We start from the raw sequence: 22065 nt of genomic DNA, 5'->3' as shown, positions 1-22065 counted from the left end.
ACGTTATTCCCTGCCCTGCCCTGCCCACCATACCGCCCGCACAACTATGCGGCACGCTTTTTCCCCAGCCCGCCGGCGCAGATGTACTTCACTTCCACATAATCCTCAATGCCGTATTTGGAGCCCTCGCGACCGACGCCCGACTCCTTGATCCCGCCAAATGGCGCAAGCTCGGTCGAGATGATTCCTTCATTGAGGCCGACGATGCCGCATTCGAGCGCCTCGGAGACCCGCCAGGCGCGTTCATAGCTACCGGTGTAGAAGTAGGCGGCGAGTCCGAAGGGTGTGTCGTTGGCCATCGATACAACTTCTTCTTCGGTAGAAAAGCGGATCAGCGGTGCGACCGGCCCGAAGGTTTCCTCATTCATCAGCTTTGCCTCGGAGGACACGTTGATCAGGATGGTGGGCTGGAAAAAATGACCACCCAGCGCGTGCGCCTGCCCCCCGGTGAGCACATTGGCCCCCAGGGCAATGGCGTCGCTGATGTGCTCCTGGACCTTGTTCACGGCGGCGGCATCGATCAGCGGGCCTAGATTGACGCCCGCCTGCATGCCATCACCGACCACCTGGGCTTCAACGGCGACCTTCAGCTTTGCAGCGAACACGTCGTAGATCATGTCCTGCACAAAGATGCGGTTCGCACAGACGCAGGTTTGTCCTGCATTGCGGAACTTCGAGGCCATCACACCCGCTACCGCCGCATCGAGATCGGCGTCGCCGAACACGATGAAAGGTGCGTTGCCGCCGAGCTCCATCGAGACCTTCTTGACCGTGCCAGCGCACTGCGCCATAAGTTGCTTGCCGACTTCGGTGGAACCGGTAAACGAGAGCTTTCGGACCACTGGGCTGGATGTCAGCGCCCCGCCGACCACATCGGATCGGCCGGTCACAACGTTGAACACGCCCGGCGGAATGCCAGCCTCGACGGCCAGATCGGCCAATGCGAGTGCCGAAAAAGGCGTTGCCGATGCGGGCTTGACGACGATCGTGCATCCTGCGGCAAGCGCGGCGCCAGCCTTGCGCGTGATCATGGCATTCGGAAAATTCCAGGGCGTGATCGCGGCCACGACACCGACGGGTTGTTTGATCACGATGATGCGGCGGTCCGCGGTGGGAGCGGGGATGATGTCGCCGTAAACACGCTTGGCTTCCTCGGAGAACCACTCAATGAATCCGGAGCCGTAGGCAATCTCGCCGCGCGCTTCGCTCAGTGGTTTGCCCTGCTCGGTGGTCAGGATGGTCGCCAGGTCTTCCTGGTGCGTCATGCACAGGTCATACCAGCGACGCAATATTTTGGACCGGTCTTTGGCGCTCATCTCGCGCCACGCGGGCAGTGCCTTGTCTGCCGCGCGGATGGCGCTTTGCACGTCCTTGTCCGTCAGGCGAGGAACGCAGGCGATGACTTCATCATTGGCCGGATTGACGACAGCCAGGGTTGCCTGGTCCGAGGCATCGACCCATTGCCCGTCGATATGGCATTGCTGGCGAAAAAGTGAGGGGCGCTTTAAGTTCATGGGGATTCTTGTGGATGAAAAATCAGGAAATCAGGTTGTCCGGCACGTCGCTCTGATTCAGGGCCTCGATGCCCTGGATCAGCAGCCATCCCATGGCATCACGTGTTTCGTGCGTGGCACTGCCGATATGAGGCGTCAGGAAAATGTTGTCGAGGCTGCGGTAGCGCGGATCGATGGCTGGTTCGTTCGCAAACACGTCGAGTCCGGCGGCGAACAGATGCTTTGACCGCAGCGCCTCAATGAGGGCGTCATCGTTGATCAAATCACCCCGCGAAATATTGATGACCACGGCACCCTCAGGAATTTTCGCGATCCGATCGTGATCGAGAAATCCTTTCAGTTCCGGCCGGCCCGGTGCAGCGATCAGGAAGATGTCACTCGCGCCGAGCAGGCTGTCCAGTGTGTCGTGATAAATGGCTCCCTCTTCGAGCGCATGCGACAACCGGGTGCGGTTGTGGTAATGAATTGCAAGCCCAAACCCCCGGGCGCGCGTGGCAATGGCACGGCCGATCCGGCCCATGCCGAAGATGCCCAGGCGACGTCCGGTCAGGCCCATGCCCAGCAACTGGGTGGGACCCCATCCCGGCCAGGAGCCGCTGCGCACCATGCGGTCGGCCTCGTAGCCGCGGCGGCAGGCATTGAGCACCAGCAGCATCGCAATTTCAGCGCAGGCATCGCTCAGAACGTCAGGCGTGTGCAACACCTTGATGCCGAGCGAACGCGCTGCAGCCATGTCGATATGGTCGTATCCCACTGACAGCGTGGCGATGGTCTTGAGGCCGGGTTGCAGCTTCCGGATCACCTCGGCGGTGATGGCCTCCGTCGCGGTGACGAACAGCACTTCTGCGCCATGGGCCCTGCTGGCAATACCGGAGGGTGTCAGGACCGTGTCCTCCAGGTTGACCTCAAGGTCAAACCGCTGTCTGAGTTCTGCCTCAATCGCCGGCGTAAAACGCCGGCACAGGAAGGCCTTCTGGATGGGGTGCGTGCTCATAGGAGGAGGAAGCAGGGGTTGTGTTTCAATGTTTTCGAGATCTAAAGTGATAATACGAATTGGTATGACGACTTTTATTTATTGGTATTACAAACTTGTCTTATCAATTTGTCAAGCAGGTATTACCATTGAATCTCCGTCCATCCCGTGACCTTGATTCCGGAGCTCCGATGTCCAACGAGAAGAAACAGAACAGCACCCCGAAGCCGGTCGTCGAGCCGACGCTGGCAGACCGGCTCACCCTGGTCCTCGCCGAGCAGTTGCGCAGCGGCGTTTATCCGGTCAATGCCCGCTTGCCGACCGAAAGAACGATGGCCGAGGAATTTGGCGTCAGCCGGACTGTCGTTCGCGAGGTGATTTCCCGACTGAAATCCGAGGGGCTTGTCGAAACCCGTCAAGGCAGCGGAACGGCAGTACTGGACCCGCAGTCCTCGGCAGCATTCCGGCTCTCTTCCTCCGAAAATAATCCGGCGGAAGGCGTGCTGCGCATCATTGAATTGCGCTGCGGAATCGAAGCTCAAATGGCCGCATTGGCCGCCAGGCGGCGTACCGCTTCCGAGATGGCGGAGATCAAGCACGCGCTGAAGATGATCGACCGGGCGGTGGCCAACGGCGGCGACGGCGTCAAGGAGGATCTTGAGTTTCATATGGCAATTTCCCGCGCGACCAGGAATCCCCATTACACGGATCTGCTGGGCATGCTCACCCGTGCGCTGAAGGATGCCATCCGGGTGACGCGCAGCAATGAGGCGCGCCGTGCGGATTTCACCGCGCAGGTGCGCGCCGAGCACGAGGCCATCAGCGCGGCAATCCTTGCGCGGGATCCCGAAGCCGCGCGCGTGGCTGCTCTGCGACACATGGAGAGTACCGTCGCCCGGATCGAACTCGCGGAGGCAGGCTTCTGGACCGGGGAAAGACGCGACACGGCTCAGCGCCTGGCACGCACTGATCTCAAGACCGTGCTGGACGCGCCACAGACGATGCCGATTTCGTGACGTCGTGCTCGCGTGCGAAGGAGGATCTTTGGGGAAGGGCTTACCGTCAGAGCGAGGGGTGTAAATTTGAAAATGGAAACTCGCGACGAATTGTTGCCCGCACATGCGCAGGACAGTGGGTCGGTCAATTCTTTCCCCCTTTCGAGGGGGCTGTTGTCAAGCGTCCCACTAGGCTTTTGATCATGTTGAGGCCGGGCATTAGGTTTAATTGACGCTTGCGCCCGAAGTTTTGATTACCTTGCCCCACTTCACCGTTTCCGATTTGATATAGCTGCCAAATTCATCAGGCGTATTGCCAACAACCTCGGCGCCCAAACTACTCAAACGCGCCTTGACATCGGGCATGGCCAGGATTGCCACGACTGCATCGTGCATTTTTGCGATGATCTCCTTCGGTGTCCCCGCGGGAAAAAGGATCCCGCCCCACGAGCTGGAATCGAAGCCTGGAACACCTGACTCAGCAACTGTGGGCAAGTTCGGCATTGCAGCTATCCGCTTTGCTGAAGCAACGGCCACAGCCCGCAGCTTGCCCGATTTGATATGAGGCATGGCCGACACAACCGTGGTGAACATCATCGACACCTGTCCTCCCATCACATCAGTGAGCGCGAGACCATCGCCTTTATAGGGAACATGAACAATGTCGATTCCGGCAATGCTCTTGAAAAGCTCCCCAGTCAGATGGTTAGACGAGCCATTGCCGGCAGAGGCAAAATTCAACTTGTTTGGATTCGCCTTTGCATAGGCAATCAGTTCTTTAACGTTATTGACAGGAAGAGACGGGTTCACCAGCAACACGATAGGCACGGTAGTGGTCAGCGTCACAGGTGCAAAGCTCGCCACATCGTAGGCAAGGTTCGTGTAAAGGCTCGGGCTGATCGCATTGGGTCCGACATTGCCCATCAACATCGTATAGCCGTCCGCTGGCGCTTTCGCAACTTGCTCCGCAGCTATATTGCCATTTGCACCCGCCCGGTTATCGACGATGACCGGTTGCCCCCACGCTTCTGAAAGCTTCTGTCCGATAATCCGCGCCGTGACGTCAGACGCGCCGCCGGGCGGATAGGGAACAACGAAACGAATAGGTTTAGCAGGATAACTCTGGGCCAAAACATTGCTCGTCATTGTGGTCAAAGCCAGAGCAGACAACCCCAAGCCAAGCAGGCGCATAAGCACATTCATAAAAATTCTCCATCAAATGATTCAATAAAAAACGACGTATTCAAGCTAGAGGTTCGGCTTTAAAGTCCCCCCCTTGGAAAGGGGCTGAACCATGTGCTGATAGATGCGTAGCCATCCCCGGCGCTCCGCCGGCACAAATGGTGCGAGGGCAGCGCGGCGTGCAGCAAGTTCACCTGCATCGATATTCAGCTCGACCTTGCGTCCGGTTACGTCGATAAAAACTTCATCTCCATCGCGCACCAGCGCAATCGGCCCGCCGTCAGCGGCTTCCGGCATCACCTGACCGATCGTAAAACCCCTGTTCAGTCCGGAGAGCTGACCGTCGGTGATCACTGCGATCTCCTCGCCAAGACGGGTTCCGTTGACGGCCGCAACAAACCAAGAGGCCGATGCCACGCCGGGACCACCTCTGGCTCCTAATCCGCGGAGGACAATGACTTGCCCGCCGGTGATTTCGCCGGCGGATAACGCAGCCATAGCCTCTTCCTGGTTCTCAAACACGCGGCACCGGCCTCGAAAGGTGGCCGCCTTGCCGCCGATACCGAGCTTCATGATGGCGCCCTCTGGAGCGAGTGATCCCCTCAGCATGATCACCGACGGCCCAGGATTGAGCGGCTGCTCCAAGGTAGCGATGATCTTGCCGTCAAGCACTCGTGCATGTGTCAAGTTTTCCTTGAGCGTCCTACCGGTGACCGTCATGACATCACCGTTGAGAACAGGCTCAAGCCGCTTCATGACAGCCAGAGCGCCGCCCGCCGCTTCAAGATCCTCGATTCGTCCAGAGCCGTTTGGTTTTATTGCGCATAAGAGAGGAACTCTTCTACCAATCTCATCCAGCAGGCGGTAGACATCGACGTCGATTTCTCCTTCTGCGGCGACACCCTGAAGATGGCGCAGCATATTGATCGAGCCGGAGACAGCCAGTCCAACCGAAATGGCATTTTCGAATGCCAGAGGCGTCATGATTTGCTTGGGACGAATGTTCTTATTCACCAAATCGACAATGCGATGGCCGGCTTCGCTCGCAAGTTGCTTCATCCGATCGCTTCGGGCCGCCACTGGTGCACTACCAGGAAGAGTCATGCCGATTGCCTCGGCCATGATATGCATGGTATTGGCCGTACCCATGCCGGCGCAAACACCGGGCCCCTGCACGGCGACGTCGCACATGTCGCTGATGTCTTTGATTGATATTTTTTTGGCAGCCAACTCGCCGACTGATTCAAAAACGTCTTCAATGTCAACTTTATTGCCGGCGACCTTGCCGCACGCCTGGTAGCCGCCAATCACAAGGATGGTAGGAATATCAAGTCTTGCGGCCGCCATCATGTGGGCCGGAGCAGTCTTGTCACAGCTACTCAGGCACACCATGCCATCAAGAAGTGCGCCCTCCACGGCCACCTCGATGTCGTTCACCAGCAGATCGCGTGATGGCATCAGGTAACGACCGCCTCGACCTGCTCCAGTAATGAAATCGCTGGGGGCCGTCGTTTTAATTTCAAATGGCAGGCCGCCTGCATCACGGATGCTCTGCTTTACGATGGCCGCCACCTCGTCGAGATGGCTGAAGCAGATAGACAGCTCGGACGACGAATTAATGATGGCAATCTTCGGCTTTTCCATGTCCTCGTCGGAAATTCCCAGCGCGCGCCATTGCGCCTTTCGGAGTGCCCAGCGTGTTGTTCCGGGCTCAAAATTTGAGCGATATTTTTTCATCATGGTTGACATTGGTTTAAAGGCTGTGTGAATGGTTTTTGTCCATCTCGGCGCCCAGGTATGCGCCTTGATAAATCAACTGGCGCCTGAGCGCCGGCATGTCGAGTTCGCGTAACGCCTTCCCTGAAGCGCTTGCCTGCGCCGCTGCCACTCCAGCAGCTTCCCCGAGCGCCATGCACACAGCGGCAACCCGCATTGATGCGTGCGCGTCATGGGAAGCGGATGAGCAACGCCCAGCCACGAGCAAACGCTCCAACCCGATCGGCAACATCATTCGAAAAGGTAGTTGGTAGTAGGTGCCAGGAGCCAGGAACACCCACCGGGTCGCGCGTCCGGCACCATGTTCTTCGACGGGCCACGCACTGCAAGCGACGGCATCGGAAAACCGTCCCTCGCTTAATACATCGTCCAGCGTCAGCCAGTAGTCGCCGCGAATTCGACGGCTTTCCCTGATGCCGATTTGTGCACCTATATCTGCGATGTAGCAGGATTCGTATCCGGGTACGAACTCGCGAAACGCCTTGAGGTAGGTTTTAAGTTGCCGCCTCCCACCCACTTCGGCGTCTGTAAGCTCGGCAGTGTTCAAAGGATCAGGCGCCCGATCTCCCTTGAGAACGCGTGTGATGTTCATGTGCATGGAACCAGGTTGGGTGCTAAACGCCCCTCCGGTAGTCCGAGGCAAAGCCAAACCCGTGGCGGCCGCACTTTCAAGATGCGTTCTTAACTCGTCACGAGTCAATTGGCGCGCCCGATCGACATCAACTCCACCGAACCGGAACATGGTCGTCGGCGCCTGAATGATCTCCGGGTCGTGCTCGAAGGACGCTCCGGCCATGGAGGCAATGTCACCATCGCCAGTGCAGTCGATGACGACATCGGCAAGACAGGCCCAGCGCCCGTCGCGCCCCTCAAATGTGACGCCACAGATCTGATTGCCTTTCTTATGAACGTCGACCGCGAGACAGTGAAATGCAAGCTGAACGCCAGCTTCCAGAACCATCTCATCTGCAACAATCTTGATCGCAGACGGGTCGTATGGCAAAGAAGCTGTCTTAAGCCAGCGCAACGGCTCTTTGGCTCCTCCAAGCTGCCGGAGGCGCTCGATAAGCTCTGCTGCAAATCCGCGCACAATCGGGAAAACTTCGTCGTCGGTCACCGTGTATAGACCACAGATGCTCCCCAGCGTCACCATGGAAAGCGTGCCGCCAAGATAACCATTGCGCTCGACCAGGAGCACGCTGGCTCCCAATCTAGCGGCCGCAGTGGCCGCAGCAATCCCGGCCGATCCACCGCCGACGACTAACACATCCACCTCGTGCCGCACCGGAAGCTGGCGCGCCGGCTCATCAATAACCGGACCTTGTCCGTCTTCTTTTCTCACGTTCTATCTCCAAATGAATTGAGTCTCGCGCGTGGACTGCACTTCGCGAGAAAGGGCATCTGACTCTTCAAACAACCGCGACGAACCACGAACGTCGGCATCAAAAATTCTTGCTTCGGTATTTGGTCTGGTTGTGCGTCGCCTACCAACCGGTTGACCCGCGAATCACGAGTTCGTTTGGCAGACAGATGTTCTGCCAGTCCCCTTGGTGGCCGCGAATGCGCTCGATAAGCAAGCTGATCGCGGTTTCCGTCATTCGCACCAAGGGCTGTCGAATCGTCGTCAGATCAAAGGCGTGCCAAGATGCCATTTCAATATCGTCGTATCCCACAATCCACAATCTGGAAGGAACATCGATGCCGCGGGCACGAGCGGCATCTCTCGCCCCAAGAGCGATGACATCGTTGACGCAGAAAATTGCATCAGGCGGGTCGGAGAGCTCAAGCAGACGCGACGCAGCCTCGAAGCCGGTCCTGTAGGAAAACGTGTCGACTTGCATGCATCGTGTTTCATCGAGCGGAAACCCGCTAGCGGCGAGCGCATGACGAAAGCCTGCCTGACGGTCGCGAATCGTACTGGCAAGGGGGCTTCCACCTATCATTCCGATGCGGCGTTTGCCCGCCTTCGCAAGATATTCGGCAACAAGACGTCCGCCAGTCAGGTTGTCGCTGGCGACCTGATCACAGCGCCACCCTTCGACTACCCGGTTTATGAGAACCACCGGCACATCCATTTGCAACGCCTCATACAGCTCCGTCGAGTCGGCGGTCGCGGTAGTCATGATGGCGCCGTCAACCCGGCTTTCGCGAATGGCCTCTACTGCCACTTTTTCACCCATCTCTTCCGTATTCCAGACAACCATGCGGAAACCAGCGCTCATGAGACATCGACCCAAGATCTGAAGCATCTCTGGATACAGTGGATTGGCTAGGCGCGAAACAACGACGCCAATGTTCCCGGTTTGACTGGTCCGCATGGCACGGGCAGCACCGTTCGGCCGGTATTTCAATTCACGTACTGCGGCCAATACCAGTTCCCGCGCTTCTTTGCGCACTTTCGTATTGCCGGTTAGTACGCGAGATACCGTGGATTGCGAGACGCCAGCCCGACGGGCGATATCGTGGCTTGTGACCATGTCATTTTTTGAATACGTAGTCATAACAGTGTTAGTGGCAAAAATCTATATTTAATTAGACTGTGAATACGTATTCACGTCAACTCATTTCTTTGAGCCGCAAGTTGGCACTTACGAGTGGCGAAAAGAGGCGCGCCAACCTGCGTCTGGTGTGGTCCGGGGCCGGCAACGGCTGATTGCACCGGCGCATCCATTGGTGCGGCAATCGGGGCCCACGGGGCCACGCGAATCCCATCACGACCTCTTTGCCAGTAATCAACCCGTCATCAGTCCACTTGCGTGCCCTGCGGGTACTTGTTCAGCGTCGCGCCAGGTATTGGTTGGTTCTAGCCCGGCGCCGGGCGGCGCAATCTGCTGCTGCGTGCAATCGCGCGGACGATGGAGGCGAACGCGCGCATGGGCGCCGTTTTATCTACATCGCGCTTCCAGAGAATTCCCGGCGTACGCATGGGCGTTGGACTCTCCAGCGGGATGGCGCACAACGCGGAGCGCTCCCGTACCGCGTTCTCGGACACGATGGCGCCGATCTGCGTTCTTTCCACCAGTGCCAACATGGGAGCGAGCGTATTCATTTCCACCACTACGAGAGGCTCGGCATCACATGCACGAAAGCACTCATCGAGCATGGTGCGGGTTGCGAAAGTTTCCGGCAGCAGCACCAGAGGCTGCCGATGAAGCTCCACCAACCGGATCCGCTTGCGACCGGCCAAGGGATGCTGGGGCGCGACAACCAAGACCATTTGCTCGTTGTACAAGGGCTCGAACCACAGATCGCCCACGGTGCCGGGCCGGTAGGAAATCCCAAGATCGAGCGTCCCGGATGCAAGCCTGTCTCCTATGTCATCAGCAGTGAACTCGTTCGCGACCACTTTCACGGTGGGGTGCCGCAGCAACAAGGTTGCAATGCATTCAGGAATGAATCCCTGGTTAAACGTATGTGTGGAGCCGATTCGCAACTTGCCCGTGAGACCCTGGGACGACTCCTTCAATGCACCCAGGCCCTGATCAACTTCTTTCAGCGCCTTGGCGGCGTAGCCGAGAAACAACTCCCCCTGCTCTGTGATCAAGACGCGTTTGCCGACCCGCTCAAAGAGAAGCTCACCAATCTCCTCTTCGAGTTGCCGAATCTGGTGAGACAGGGTGGATTGGGTGACGTGCACCCGTTCCGCGGCACGGGTGAAGTTCAGGCATTCAGCCAAGGCCACGAAATAACGCAAATGCCTGAGTTCCATATTTTTCCTGACGCCCAATCAATCGATGCCATCAATGATTTGTGTTGAAAATGATCATTTTCATCTTTTGATGTTCTACCGTCAAATACGCACACATCTGCAGACTTTGCAGTGAAATTAACGACAGCATCAGGAGATTCACAATGCAAGAGCGCCGCCGAAAATTCTATGGGTGGGGTTATGAAGGAGACACGGTTCCGCCGGAAGAAACCGCCGAATTCGAATCCGCATGGAGCCGGATGCTTGGCATTGATCACTTCGAAGCAATGCCGTTTCCTAAGGAAGAGGACATCGACCTTCGCGCGCCGCGCATCCAGCCGCCAGCGTCCCTCGCGGCAATGTGTACGACCGATAAATACGATCGCCTGTACCACACCTATGGGGCAGGCACAGTCGACGTGGCGCGGGCGCTGCGCAAGGAGTTTCGCAACCCGCCCGACGTCATTGCGTACCCCAGAACGGAAGAAGACATCGTTGATCTGTACGACTGGTGCGGCCGACACAATCTGGCTGCCATCCCGTACGGCGGCGGAACCAGCGTCGTTGGGGGTGTCAATCCGCCCGAGTACGACCGGTACCGCGGTGTCGTCACCATCGACCTGAAGCATTTCGACAAGGTACTGGAAGTGGATGCCAAGTCGCAGTCAGCGCGAATTCAGGCCGGTGTTCTCGGCCCTAGCCTGGAAAAGCAGCTCAAGCCCACTGGACTGACCATGCGCTTCTTCCTGCAAGCTTGGGAGTTCTCATCACTCGGCGGGTGGATTGCCACCCGCGCCGCAGGTCATTTCGCCACGGCCTATACGCAAATCGATGACCATGTTCAAAGTCTCAAGGTGGTTACTCCCTCGGGCAACATCGAATCGCGCCGTTTCCCGGTGTCAGGCTCCGGCCCCAATCCCGACCGGCTGTTTCTTGGCTCCGAGGGAGCCTTGGGGATCATCACCGAAGCCTGGGTCAGACTTCATCGCCGTCCGGTCTTCCGCAAGATGACGACCGTGCGCTTCAGCGTTTATGAAAATGCGGTCGAAGCGACCCGCTTGCTCTCACAGTCCGGATTGAATCCCTCCAACGCCCGCCTGATCGAGCGGGAAGAGGCGGCCTACACCGGGTCCAGCGACGGCAGCTACGACATTCTGGTGCTCGGCTTTGAATCGGCCGACCACCCGGTCGATGTCTGGATGAACCGCGCACTGGAAATCTGCGCCGAATGCTCCGGCGAGTGGGACGCGCAAACGCTGAACGACAAGGCGGCGGGATCGGACTCCGGCACGACCAACTGGCGCAACAAATTCCTGCGCGGGCCCTTTCTGCGCGAATACGCCATCGCGCGCGGCGTGATGCGCGAAACGATGGAGACCGCCGTCACGTGGGACAAATTTGCCGCATTGCGCGACCATGTCAAGGCCGAAACCCATCGCGCCATCCGGGAAGTGACGGGGCGCAAGGGGTCAGTCACCTGCCGCTTCACTCACCTGTATCCGGATGGCCCGGCGCCGTACTTCACCTGGTTTGCCTATGGCGACAAGTCACGCATTCCCGAGCAATACATGGCGATCAAGCGCATCGCCGAGCAGGCCATGGTCGATGCGGGTGGCACAGTCACCCACCACCACGCTCTGGGAAGGGACCATCGACCCTGGTATGACAAGGAGCGGCCGGAACTGTTCTGCACCGCGATGAAAGCAGCCAAGATGGCTTTCGATCCGAAGCAGATTCTCAACCCGGGCGTCCTGTTCGATCCGAGCTGATGGGCTACACAAAGAAGGCACATCATGGCAGGACCCTTATCCGGCATCAAGGTACTTGATCTCAGTCGAATCCTCGCGGGGCCGTGGAGTACGCAGCTACTTTCCGATCTGGGTGCCGATGTGATCAAGGTCGAACGACCCGCCGGCGGAGACGATACCAGAGGGTGGGGACCGCCCTTTCTGGCACGCGAGGATGGTTCGGCAACGGCCGAATCCGCCTATTTTCTCTCTGCCAATCGAGGCAAGCGGTCTATCACCATCGATATCAGCACGCCGGAAGGCCAGGGCATTCTGCGCGAGTTGGCAAAGACAGTCGATGTGTTCGTGGAGAACTACAAACTCGGCGACATGAAGCGCTATGGCCTGGATTACGCCGCACTCTGCGAAATCAATCCGGGCCTGGTTTACTGCTCGATCACCGGTTTCGGCCAAACCGGCCCCTACAGCAGCCGAGCGGGCTACGATTTCGTGATCCAGGCGATGGGCGGGCTGATGAGCATCACCGGGCAAAGTGACGACCAGCCCGGCGGGGGCGCCCAGAAATGCGGCGTGCCGATCTCCGATCTGATGACCGGCATGTACGCTTCGGTCGCCATCGTCAGTGCGTTGTTCGAACGAACCCGCAGCGGCAAGGGCCAGTACATCGACATGAGCCTGCTCGACACCCAGGTCTCCTGGCTCGCCAACCAGGCATCCAACTACCTCGTATCGGGAAAGCCACCGAAGCGATGGGGTAATGCGCATCCCAACCTCGCCCCCTACCAGTCCTTTGCCGCCAGCGATGGTGAGCTGATCGTTGCTGTCGGGAATGACCGCCAATTCGCTGCGCTGTGCCGCACGCTCGGCGTAGAAGAATTGACCCATGATGAACGGTACGCCACCAACGCCCAGCGGCTGCAGCACCGCGCAACGCTCATTCCCGCCTTGTCTGAATTGTTCGTCCGTGCATCTAAGAGGCACTGGCTGGATCAACTCGAACGCTCGGGGGTGCCATGCGGTCCGATCCAGTCCATTCCCGAAGCGCTGGCGGACGAGCACGTGCTGGCCCGCGGCATGGTTTTTTCGCTGCCTCATACAAGCGGTGTCTCGGCCCCGCAAATCGCCAATCCCATCAAGTTTTCGAGATCCAGCATCCACTATCGGCGTGCTCCCCCGGCGCTGAGCGAGCACACCGACGAAATACTGACCACAGAACTGGGTTGGTCCGCAGAAAGAATTGCCCACTCCAAGAAAAAAGGAGTGATTTGAAACGAAACAGGATCAAGGCTACCAACCCCATTTACGAATTATCACCAGGAGACTCTCAATGACGATGACCCGATACCTTTGCCGGATTGCCACGGCGCTCATGTTCTTCGGCTCCCTCTTCGGCGGTCAAACCGCCATGGCCAAAGACTGGCCCACGCAGACCATGCGTATAGTTCTTCCGTATCCACCTGGTGGTGCTTCGGACGTCACCGCCAGGCTGCTTGGCATGAAGATGAGCCAAGCGTGGGGCACGACGGTCGTCATTGAAAATCGTCCCGGAGCCAATGGCATCGTGGCCAACGAGTTGGTGGCAAAATCCCCAGCCGATGGCTATACAGTCCTGATGGCCAATCTTGGGCCGAACGCCATAAATCCGGCGGTCTATGGCAAGCTGCCCTACGACACGGCCAAGGATTTTGCCCCGGTCATTCTCACTACCATCGTCCCGCTGGTGATCGTGACGTCGTCCGATTCTCCAATTAAAAATCTGGCGCAACTGATTGTCATGGCGAAAGAAAAACCAGGACAAATTACCTTTGGCTCAGCCGGAAACGGAGCTAGCAATCACTTGGCTGGTGAGTTGCTCGCAGCGATGACCGATGTCAGGATGCTGCACGTACCATACAAGGGCGATGCACCGTCGATCACTGATGTGATGGGAGGGCAAATTGCGATCGCACTACCAACGGCGCTTGCGGGAGTACCACATATCAAGAACGGGAAACTCCGGGCGCTAGCGGTTACCAGCCAAAAGCGGATCGCATCGTTGCCTGATGTTCCGACGGTGGACGAGGCACTCGGGATAAAAGGCTACGAAGCGGTGTCCTGGGGCGGTTTGATGGTTCCCCGGGGAACCCCCGTGGATGTTATTGCCAAGATCAACGTAGAAATCAACAAGGCCTTAAAGACGCCTGATGTAGCCGAAAAACTGACAGGGCTGGGCGCGGAGATTGTGGGCGGTACACCGGAAGCATTCGACACGTTTCTGCGAGCGGAATTGATCAAGTGGAAAAAGGTAGCGGAGGGGGCGAAGATTCGTCTCGATTGATGAGCGCGGCAGTCTCTGGTCGTCCGGACAGGTAGTATTTCTCAGACTCAGCCTGATCAATAGGCCACTCACCGCCACAAGTCACCCCACCAGACGCTCACTGGCGCCCTTGACTAGGGCGTGTTAACACTAATTGAGTTGATCATGAATGGAGCGAGATACTTCATACATGGAGATCACTCAAGCCCAGTTTGCCCAGATCGAGCACTGCTTGCCGCTGCAACGCGGCAATGTCAGCCTGTCGAATCTGAGTGTGTTGAACGCCATCCTGTATGTCGCCGAGCACGGCTGCAAGTGGCGCGGCCTGCCCAAGCGCTTCGGCAACTGGCACACCATCTACACGCGCATGAACCGCTGGTCCAAGAGCGGCGTGCTGGACCGCGTCTTCGCAGAACTTCAGCAAGCCCAGGTGGTGCGCATCAGGATCGAGGCCGTGTCGCTGGACAGCACCATCGTGAAGGTGCACCCCGATGGCACCGGGGCGTTAAAAAAAACGGCCCCCAGTCCATCAGAAAATCCAGAGGCGGGTGGACCACCAAGATTCATATGGTTGCCGCGGATGCTCGAACGGCCGTAACGTTTTCGCTGTCGCCCGGCCAGGCGCACGATGCGCCCGCGGGGCGCGCGCTCCTCAGCCGCCTGGGTGCGCCGGATCGACCGCTTCATTTGCTCATGGACCGCGCCTACGAAGGCAATGAGACTCGGCAGCTCGCGCTCGATCTGGGCTTTATCCCCGTCGTGCCGCCTCTGAAGACGCGAGTCGAGCCTTGGGAGTACGACCGTAAGATGTACAAATGCCGCAATGAGGTGGAGCGACTGTTCCGGCGCCTGAAGGGCTATCGCCGTATCTTCTCTCGCTTCGAGAAACTCGACGTGATGTTCGTCGGTTTCATCAGCTTCGCGCTGATCGCCGATGGACTGCATTTGTGTTAACAGGCCCTAGTGAGTGATGCCGCCATGAGTTGGCCTGACGGTGTGACCTACAACAGCGACGGCTATATGTACACAGGTGCAGCCCAGCTGCCGCTGACCAGTGCGCTGCAGGCTGATGGTGTGGCCAAGAACAAGGCCCCATACCTTGTCTATCGCTTCAAGCCGCGGGCTGTAGGTGCCCCGGGTTTTTGAGCCTCCAGCGCCGTGAACCGGGCAGCGAGAAAATCAACCAGCGCGCGCACGCGCGCCGGCACGAAGCGGTTACTGGGCAGGATGGCATTGAGCGGGTAGTGCTCGCCATTCCAGCCTGGCAAGAGGCGCAGCAGCGCGCCCGAGGCAAGGTCGTGCACCAGATCGAGTTCCGACTTGTAGAGCAGCCCTTCGCCCGCAAGCCCCCATTGATGGGCAATGGCGGCGTCATCGGCGTCGCGGTCGCCATCAATGCGCACCTCGGTCCACTCGCCACCCTTTTCGAAGCGCCAAGTGGCATAGCGCTTATTGTTCAGGTGAAAGGTCAGGCAGTTGTGCTGGCCGAGTTGCTGCGGTGTGAGCGGGGCTGCATGGCACTTGAGATAAGCGGGCGAGGCGCACAGTACCCGCCGCGTCGTGAAGAGGGAGCGCGCTACCAGGCGGGAATCGCTCAACTCGCCGTAGCGCAACGCGAGATCGACTGTGTCGCGTATTACGTCCTGCACCCGGTCGGTCACCGTCAGGGCCAGCCGCACGCCTGGATGGGCTGAAATGAAATCGTCAAACCAGGGCAGCAGCACGCTGCGCGTGAGGTCCGATGGAGCCGCTACGCGCACCGTTCCCATCAGAGAGCGGCTGTCGCTGCTCAATTGGGCCTCGCCTTCTTCAAGCAGTTCCAGCGCGCGGGTGGCGTAGTCCAGCAGCGTCTGCCCTTGCTGTGTGATGCGCATCGCGCGTGTTGAACGCTCAAACAGACGAGCACCGAGTTGCGCCTCTAGCCGCTTAAGCATGGCGCTGGCAGCGGCGGCCGTCAGCGTGCCGCAGCGCGCGGTCTCGACCAGCACGCGGATGTCTTCGACATTTTCAATTTTCATTTGATAGACATAGCGAAATTTCGCTTCTTATCAAACCGTGACACTGGCTGCATATTTCATACTCCTTCAACCTGAAAGTACTTCCATGAAAGCCGTCGGCTACTTTGAACCCCTACCGGCGCACAAAGAACCTGCGTGCAGTGCAACTGCTGCTTGGACATTCCAAACTCGAGTCGACAGTGCGCTATCTCGGCATTGAGGTGGACGATGCCTTGGGGATTTCCGAACAGACTGAGATCTGATCGAGGCCTACAGCGGGCTGGCCACCCGGCCGTCGACCTCAACTGTGCCGACCGGGCGGTGCAGCCTGTTTCGCAGCAATTTGCAACGGCGGAGTGATTTCATGGACGGCCTGGCGCTCGGATCGAAGGGCGGCTTCATGGTAAGGCAGCGAACTGGCAGTCCCGGCCAGGAGCGGTCGGCAGTGAGCGACCGCTTCGAGGCAGGCGGTGTCAGTCAGACCAAATTGGCCGTTGGCTGCCCACCGCGTTCAGGCGAACGGGCGCAAGGCGCGAACCATGCTCATGCCCACTGCGAATGCTGTGAGCTTTTCGAACGCGGAGACGTGGTCAAACACGAAGTAGCCGGGTCCCCTCATGTGCGAGCGGGCATCACGTCAAGGCTGAAGACGTCCTTCTTCAATCAACTGCTGACCCGCTGCAATGCGGGATAGTCAAGAGTCAAATCGCAAACGCCCGTATTCAATTGAGGTGGGGCAGTGCCAGCATCGAAACAGAAGTGGATCAGTGATTGCTGATGAGGTAGCCAACTGGCCAGGCGTCAGCAGCTAACGCAAATAGCTGCGGTTCAGCCGCACTTCCAGCTTTTTCTGCAGCGTTTCAAACGAGGCGCTCATGGCCCAGTAAATGTTCGCCGCCGCTAGGTACAGCGGAAAGGGCTGGAAGGTGGTGGCGATGACTTCCCTGGTGGCCAGCATCAACTCGCCCACCGCAATCACCGAGACCAGCGAGGTGTCCTTGATCAGGCTGTTCGACAAACTGGGAACGGCCAGCCGCAGGGCTTGCGGGCCGATGACGTAGCGCAGCGTTTGCGTTTGTGTCAGGCCCAGGCTGCGCGCGTTGCTCGTCGAGATTTGTGGCATGTCTGCCGCGGCCAAGCCGCCGGAAGCCGACTCACTTGATGAGTGAAATGCCAGCGTGAGGCGACTTGTCAGTCGCCCGGACAGGCCGCCTCGGTAAGGCGCTCAGGAGACGGCGCACGCTGCGCTGTATCTGGCCTCGTTCTCCAACACATGCTCGTGAAGCAATGTGGAGGCGGTGTCCACATCCTTGCGCTCCAGGGCGTCGACCAATATCTGGTGGCTGTCCACCATGTTCTCAATGGGCGAACGGTGGCGCAGGGCGATCAGCTGGTAGCGGATCAGTTCGTAGCCGCCCCGCAGATAGGGATTGGCGCAGCAGTTCAGAAATTCGTGGTGGAAATTCATGTCGATACGCGATAGCCGGTTCACGTCGCGGGCTTTTTCGGCGGCCACCATCTCCACCATGTGTTCGCGCATGCGGCGGATCAGCTCTTTGCGGTTGGTGACGGCGGCCTCGCGCAGGGCGGCGACCTCAATCATGGCGCGATAGCGACATAACTGCCCTACCTGCTCCGGCGTGAGCTTGAAGACGAAGGTGCCGCGCTGCGGGTAGATGTCCACCAGTCCTTCCATCTTCAAACGCACCAGCGCTTCACGTACCGGTGTCTTGCTGATGCCCATGCGCTGGGCCAGCTGCGCCTCGGACACCTGCTCACCCAATTTCAGTTCGCCCACCACGATCCCTTCCCGCAAGCGCTCGTAGGCAAGGTCGGTGAGTGACTGCGGGCGCTCAAGAAGAAGCGGGGCGTTCATGTCGTATTCCAAGGTGCTGTAAAGCTGAAGTATAGGGTTTTCGAGAATGCTAAATCTGAGATATCAGATACGATATATCAAAATTGAAGATTCGACAAACCTGAACATTGAGGAAAACCGATGGAACACGAACAGCCGGCGCGGCCGGCAATGGAGCGCTATTTCCTGGAGGCCAACCGTTGGGCGCTGGTTCTGCTGCTGGGGGCCATGGCGGTGCTGGTGATTGCGAACGTCATTTCCCGGTATGTGTTCTCCGTCTCCTTTACCTGGGTAGAAGAGGTCACCCGCTACATGATGATCTGGGCGGCATTCCTGGGTGCCGGTCCGGCGCTGCGCGTCGGCGGGCACATCGCCATCGAGACTCTGCCCGCCGCGCTGCCACCCGGGATGGCGCGCGCGCTGCGAGCGGTGCTGGTGGTTGTGATGGCCATCACACTACTGGCGATGGGGTGGCTGGGGGTGGAGTACGCGATCTTTGGATGGGAGCAGGAAACGCCGGTGCTGAACTGGCCATTCGGCAAGGTCTACCTTGCGATCCCTGTGGGGGCTGCGCTGATGCTGGTCCATCTGGTATTGGTGGCGCGGCAGTGGATCGGCATGGGCGAATGGGACAAGGTCGAGGGATTCGACCCCCAGGCGCTGTAACCCGGGGACAACCATGAGCGCCATCCTGGGTATTAGTTTTGTTGGGCTGATGGTGATCGGCCTTCCAATCGCCTTCGCGATGCTGATCGCCGGACTCGTTGCCATCTGGATGAAACCGGGGCTGAGCGGGCTGATCGTCATCCAGAACCTGTTCAGCGGTCTGGACAGCTTTCCGCTGCTGGCGATTCCGTTCTTCATCCTGGCCGCCGAACTCATGTCTGGCGGTGCGCTGACCGACGTGCTGCTGCACTTCGCGGCACGTCTTGTTGGCCGCCGGCGAGGTGGCTTGGGCCATGCCAACATCCTGACGCTGACCTTCTTCTCCGGGATCAGCGGCTCGGCACTCGCCGATGCCGCAGGACCCGGCGCGATGCTGATCAAGATGATGCGCAAGGCGGGTTACAGCGCGCCTTACGCGGCAGCGCTCACGGCTTCCACCGCCATTGTTGGTCCCATCATCCCTCCTTCGATCATCATGATCATCTATGCGCTGACAGACAACAGCGTGACGATTACCGGCCTCTTCCTGGCGGGTGTGGTGCCCGGACTGCTGATCGCGGGTTCCCTGGCCATCGTTAACCATATCGTGAGCGTGCGTCGCAACTATCGCTCCGCGCCGGAGCTGCTGGACCCGTCGCCGATCCTGAGACTTTTCATACGGGCGCTGCCAGCATTGATGCTGCCTGCGATCATCCTGGGCGGGATCCACTTTGGGGTCTTCACGCCAACGGAGGCGTCCGCAGCAGCGGTGCTGTATGCCCTGCTGGTGGGCCGCTTTGTATATGGCACGCTGACCATGGACAAGCTGCCTGCCATCTTGTTCCGCACGGCGCTGATGACATCATCCATCCTGTTTATCGTCGCTACGTCGGCGGTGTTCGCCTGGGTGCTGACCGTGGGCCAGATCCCGCAGACCGTTGCGGCCTGGATCGCAGGCATGCAGCTGTCGCCGGGCATGCTGCTGCTGGCCATCAATGTGCTGCTGCTGCTGGTGGGGATATTCATCGAACCGCTTCCCGGCGTCATGATCATGGTGCCCATCCTCGCGCCGCTGGCGGACGCTGCCGGCCTGAATCCGCTGCACTTCGCAATCGTGGTGATCGTGAACCTCACGCTCGGAATGATCACGCCCCCGGTGGGCGGTCTGCTCTTCGTTACTTCGATTGTCTCTGGCGTCCAGATGGGGCCCATGGTGCGCGAAGGCCGGCCCATGCTCGTCGCACTGCTGATCGTGCTGGCGCTTCTCACTTTCTTCCCGGCTTTGTCCACCTGGCTGCCGGGCCTGCTGGGCTACAGGAACTAGGCCTTTTTCAAAGTGTTTTCAACCTTCAACCTGTTCACAAGGAGACTCCCATGCATTCCAAAAGACTCTCGCTACTGACATTGGTCGCCGCCTTGGTGACCGGCTTCGTTGCCCTTCCGGCGCACGCCCAGAAGGTGCTCAAGTACGCGCACTTCCAGCCCGCCAAGAACGACCAGCCCAAACATGTGGCGGCCGTGGCCTTCAAGGAGCACGTCGAAAAGGCCACCAATGGCTCGATCAAGGTCGAAATCTACCCCGCCGGCCAGCTGGGCACTGCGCAGCAGATGATGGAAGGCCTGCGCTTGGGCAGTGTGGAGCTGGCGGTGGTTCATGACGGCGGTATTCCCGGCGTTTACAAGACCTTCAACATCTTCGGCCTGCCGTTCGTGTTCGACAACCATGCGCACGCCTACACCGTCCTGGACGGTCAGTTCGGCAAGGATCTGGCCGAGGACATGCGCAAAAAGACGGGTATCCGCCTGATGGCCTATGCGGACAACGGGATTCGGCATTTCACCAATTCCAAGCGCGCCATCCGGTCGCCTGATGACATGAAGGGGATGAAGATGCGCGTGCAGCCCAGCCCTGTGTTCGTCAAGCTGGTCGAGTCCCTGGGCGCCAGCCCCACGGCCATCGATTGGGGCGAACTGCCCGCAGCACTGGCGCAAGGTACCGCCGACGGCCAGGAAAACGGTGTCACCAACATCCTCGCTGCCAGTCTGTACCAGCACCAGAAACATGTCACGCTTGACGGACACGTCTACAGCCTGCACGCGTATCTGGTCAGCGACCGCTTCTTCAATGGTCTCAATGACACCGAAAAGAAAGCCGTGACCGAAGGCGTGGAGAAAGCCAAGAAGATTCACCGCGACATGACGCGCGAGCAGGATCTGTCGGCAAAGAAGGTGCTGACCGAGAAGGGCATGATCGTGACCGAGCTGAGCGCGGCGGAAGTCGATCGTTTCCGCAAGGCATCCCAGCCGGTTGTGCGCAAGTACCTTGACGCTGAAGTTAGCAAGGAATGGACCGACAAGCTGGTCCAGGCTGCGGACAGCACGCGCAAATGAGCCAGGAGAACGCATGATGTCCGCCCTTGCACAGCCCTTGCCGTATCGGGTGGTGGCGATCGACGACGGCTACGCGGGGTATGACCAGGAAATTCGCCTGCTCGGCGAGGCGCAGGCCAGCTTCGAGTTGCGCCCCTGCCGCGGCAGCGAAGAGGCCGCCATCCTGGCCGTGCGCGGCGCCGATGTCGTGTTGGTGCGCGAATCGAGCGTGTCGCGGCGCGTGATTGATGCCATGGACCGCTGCAAGGCGGTCATCCGCTACGGCATCGGTGTGGACAACATTGATATGGCTGCTGCGGCAGCGCGCCGCATTGCGGTGGCCAACGTGCCGGACTATGGAACCGATGAAGTCAGCACCCAGACCGTGGCCCTGGCGCTGGCTGTGGTGCGGCAGGTAGTCTCACACGACCGCGAGGTGCGGTCCGGGCGCTGGTCTACCGGGGTGATCAAGCCCATGTACCGCTTGCGCGGCCGAACCCTGGGACTGATCGGTTATGGACGCATCGCCCGCATGACCCACGAAAAATTCTCCGGCTTCGGCTTTGGCCGGGTGCTGGTGAATGACCCGTGCCCCGAGCTGCCCGATGGCGTGCAAGCCGCCGACGTGGACGACATCTGCCGTGAAGCGGACATCATCTCGCTGCATGCGCCGCTGACGGCGCAAACGCGGCACATCATCGATGCCCGGCGCCTGGGCCTGATGCGGCCCACGGCCATTGTGGTCAATACCTCGCGCGGCGGCCTGATCGATCTGGATGCACTGTACCGTGCCCTGTCGGAAGGCCGCATTCTGGGCGCAGGACTGGACGTGTTCGAGACCGAACCGCCCGATCCGGCCCATCCTTTGTTCGCACTGACCAACGTCGCTGTTACCAACCACATCGGCTGGTACAGCGAGGAAGCGATGCGCGAGCTTCAACTCAAGACAACCCAGGAAGCAGCCCGCGTGTTGCGCGGCGAGGCGCCGCGCAACTGGCTCAACCGGTGGTAGTTTTTCTTTTCAGA

General features: G+C 59.2%; 19 protein-coding genes and 2 pseudogenes. 11 read left to right on the top strand and 10 right to left on the bottom strand.

The features are described from left to right. Positions 1–44 precede the first annotated feature (44 nt). Both BPRO_RS25590 and BPRO_RS25585 read right to left on the bottom strand, forming a co-directional pair. Positions 45–1514 (bottom strand): NAD-dependent succinate-semialdehyde dehydrogenase, encoded by a 1470-nt coding sequence (locus BPRO_RS25590; RefSeq protein ID WP_011485965.1) that lies wholly within the window; start codon positions 1512–1514, stop codon positions 45–47. Between the two features lie 22 nt (positions 1515–1536). Beyond that, positions 1537–2508, bottom strand: coding sequence for a 2-hydroxyacid dehydrogenase (locus tag BPRO_RS25585; protein WP_011485964.1), 972 nt, complete (start codon positions 2506–2508; stop codon positions 1537–1539). 170 nt (positions 2509–2678) lie between these two features. Here BPRO_RS25585 and BPRO_RS25580 point away from each other — a divergent pair, with 170 nt between their 5' ends. Next, positions 2679–3503 carry a FadR/GntR family transcriptional regulator gene (locus BPRO_RS25580; RefSeq protein WP_011485963.1) on the top strand — a complete coding sequence of 275 codons (825 nt, stop codon included), beginning with the start codon at positions 2679–2681 and terminating at the stop codon, positions 3501–3503. A gap of 204 nt (positions 3504–3707) precedes the next feature. Here BPRO_RS25580 and BPRO_RS25575 read toward each other — a convergent pair whose 3' ends face one another. The 5 genes from BPRO_RS25575 to BPRO_RS25555 all read right to left on the bottom strand — a co-directional run bounded on the left by BPRO_RS25575 (position 3708) and on the right by BPRO_RS25555 (position 10149). After that, positions 3708–4685 (bottom strand): Bug family tripartite tricarboxylate transporter substrate binding protein, encoded by a 978-nt coding sequence (locus tag BPRO_RS25575; protein ID WP_011485962.1) that lies wholly within the window; start codon positions 4683–4685, stop codon positions 3708–3710. A gap of 45 nt (positions 4686–4730) precedes the next feature. Beyond that, positions 4731–6413 (bottom strand): dihydroxy-acid dehydratase, encoded by a 1683-nt coding sequence (locus BPRO_RS25570; RefSeq protein WP_011485961.1) that lies wholly within the window; start codon positions 6411–6413, stop codon positions 4731–4733. A gap of 4 nt (positions 6414–6417) precedes the next feature. Further along, entirely contained in the window at positions 6418–7782 is a 1365-nt protein-coding gene (locus tag BPRO_RS25565; RefSeq protein WP_011485960.1) for an FAD-dependent oxidoreductase, read from the bottom strand. 142 nt (positions 7783–7924) lie between these two features. Beyond that, on the bottom strand, positions 7925–8917 hold the full coding sequence (locus BPRO_RS25560; RefSeq protein ID WP_011485959.1) for a LacI family DNA-binding transcriptional regulator: 993 nt from the start codon (positions 8915–8917) through the stop codon (positions 7925–7927). A 326-nt stretch (positions 8918–9243) separates the two neighbouring features. Then, on the bottom strand, positions 9244–10149 hold the full coding sequence (locus tag BPRO_RS25555; RefSeq protein ID WP_011485958.1) for a LysR substrate-binding domain-containing protein: 906 nt from the start codon (positions 10147–10149) through the stop codon (positions 9244–9246). A gap of 143 nt (positions 10150–10292) precedes the next feature. Between BPRO_RS25555 and BPRO_RS25550 the strand changes: the two genes are divergently transcribed. The 5 genes from BPRO_RS25550 (at position 10293) to BPRO_RS30275 (ending at position 15318) form a co-directional block, all read left to right on the top strand. Continuing rightward, on the top strand, positions 10293–11897 hold the full coding sequence (locus BPRO_RS25550) for an FAD-binding oxidoreductase (RefSeq protein WP_011485957.1): 1605 nt from the start codon (positions 10293–10295) through the stop codon (positions 11895–11897). A 24-nt stretch (positions 11898–11921) separates the two neighbouring features. After that, positions 11922–13145: a CaiB/BaiF CoA transferase family protein gene (locus BPRO_RS25545; RefSeq protein ID WP_011485956.1), complete on the top strand. Its 1224-nt coding sequence runs from the start codon at positions 11922–11924 to the stop codon at positions 13143–13145. 58 nt (positions 13146–13203) lie between these two features. Then, complete coding sequence (locus BPRO_RS25540) at positions 13204–14193, top strand: Bug family tripartite tricarboxylate transporter substrate binding protein (protein ID WP_011485955.1); 990 nt, start codon at positions 13204–13206, stop codon at positions 14191–14193. Between the two features lie 169 nt (positions 14194–14362). Next, positions 14363–15126 (top strand): IS5 family transposase gene (locus tag BPRO_RS29930; RefSeq protein ID WP_157046018.1). Its coding sequence is split into 2 segments (ribosomal slippage): positions 14363–14678 and positions 14678–15126, totalling 765 coding nucleotides; the frame shifts between segments, so codons are not numbered across the junction. A 24-nt stretch (positions 15127–15150) separates the two neighbouring features. Beyond that, complete coding sequence (locus tag BPRO_RS30275; protein WP_198141057.1) at positions 15151–15318, top strand: hypothetical protein; 168 nt, start codon at positions 15151–15153, stop codon at positions 15316–15318. On the opposite strand, the gene BPRO_RS25525 is transcribed toward BPRO_RS30275, so the two are convergent. After that, positions 15276–16190 (bottom strand): LysR family transcriptional regulator, encoded by a 915-nt coding sequence (locus BPRO_RS25525; RefSeq protein WP_011485953.1) that lies wholly within the window; start codon positions 16188–16190, stop codon positions 15276–15278. The two genes, BPRO_RS30275 and BPRO_RS25525, sit on opposite strands and share 43 nt — an antisense overlap. A 113-nt stretch (positions 16191–16303) precedes the next feature. Between BPRO_RS25525 and BPRO_RS31000 the strand changes: the two are divergent. Continuing rightward, a pseudogene (locus BPRO_RS31000) lies at positions 16304–16432 on the top strand (integrase); the annotation flags it as partial. A gap of 545 nt (positions 16433–16977) precedes the next feature. On the opposite strand, the pseudogene BPRO_RS25515 reads toward BPRO_RS31000, so the two are convergent. Together BPRO_RS25515 and BPRO_RS25510 are read right to left on the bottom strand one after the other, a co-directional pair. Beyond that, positions 16978–17328: pseudogene (locus BPRO_RS25515) on the bottom strand (ABC transporter permease subunit); the annotation flags it as partial. A 66-nt stretch (positions 17329–17394) separates the two neighbouring features. Beyond that, entirely contained in the window at positions 17395–18045 is a 651-nt protein-coding gene (locus BPRO_RS25510) for a GntR family transcriptional regulator (RefSeq protein ID WP_011485951.1), read from the bottom strand. Between the two features lie 120 nt (positions 18046–18165). Here BPRO_RS25510 and BPRO_RS25505 point away from each other — a divergent pair, with 120 nt between their 5' ends. Genes BPRO_RS25505 through BPRO_RS25490 form a run of 4 tightly spaced genes read left to right on the top strand, consistent with a single transcriptional unit; the run spans position 18166 to position 22051 of the window. Then, positions 18166–18690, top strand: coding sequence for a TRAP transporter small permease (locus tag BPRO_RS25505; RefSeq protein ID WP_011485950.1), 525 nt, complete (start codon positions 18166–18168; stop codon positions 18688–18690). Between the two features lie 13 nt (positions 18691–18703). After that, positions 18704–19993, top strand: coding sequence for a TRAP transporter large permease (locus BPRO_RS25500; protein ID WP_011485949.1), 1290 nt, complete (start codon positions 18704–18706; stop codon positions 19991–19993). 50 nt (positions 19994–20043) lie between these two features. Continuing rightward, positions 20044–21060, top strand: a complete 1017-nt coding sequence (locus BPRO_RS25495) for a DctP family TRAP transporter solute-binding subunit (protein ID WP_011485948.1) — start codon at positions 20044–20046, stop codon at positions 21058–21060. Between the two features lie 13 nt (positions 21061–21073). Next, positions 21074–22051, top strand: a complete 978-nt coding sequence (locus BPRO_RS25490) for a C-terminal binding protein (protein ID WP_011485947.1) — start codon at positions 21074–21076, stop codon at positions 22049–22051. Positions 22052–22065: the final 14 nt, after the last annotated feature.

This window comes from Polaromonas sp. JS666, assembly GCF_000013865.1.
Taxonomy (GTDB): Bacteria; Pseudomonadota; Gammaproteobacteria; order Burkholderiales; family Burkholderiaceae_C; genus Polaromonas.
The sequence above is the reverse complement of the archived record's forward strand: the minus strand, read 5'-3'. Positions and strand labels throughout refer to the sequence as shown.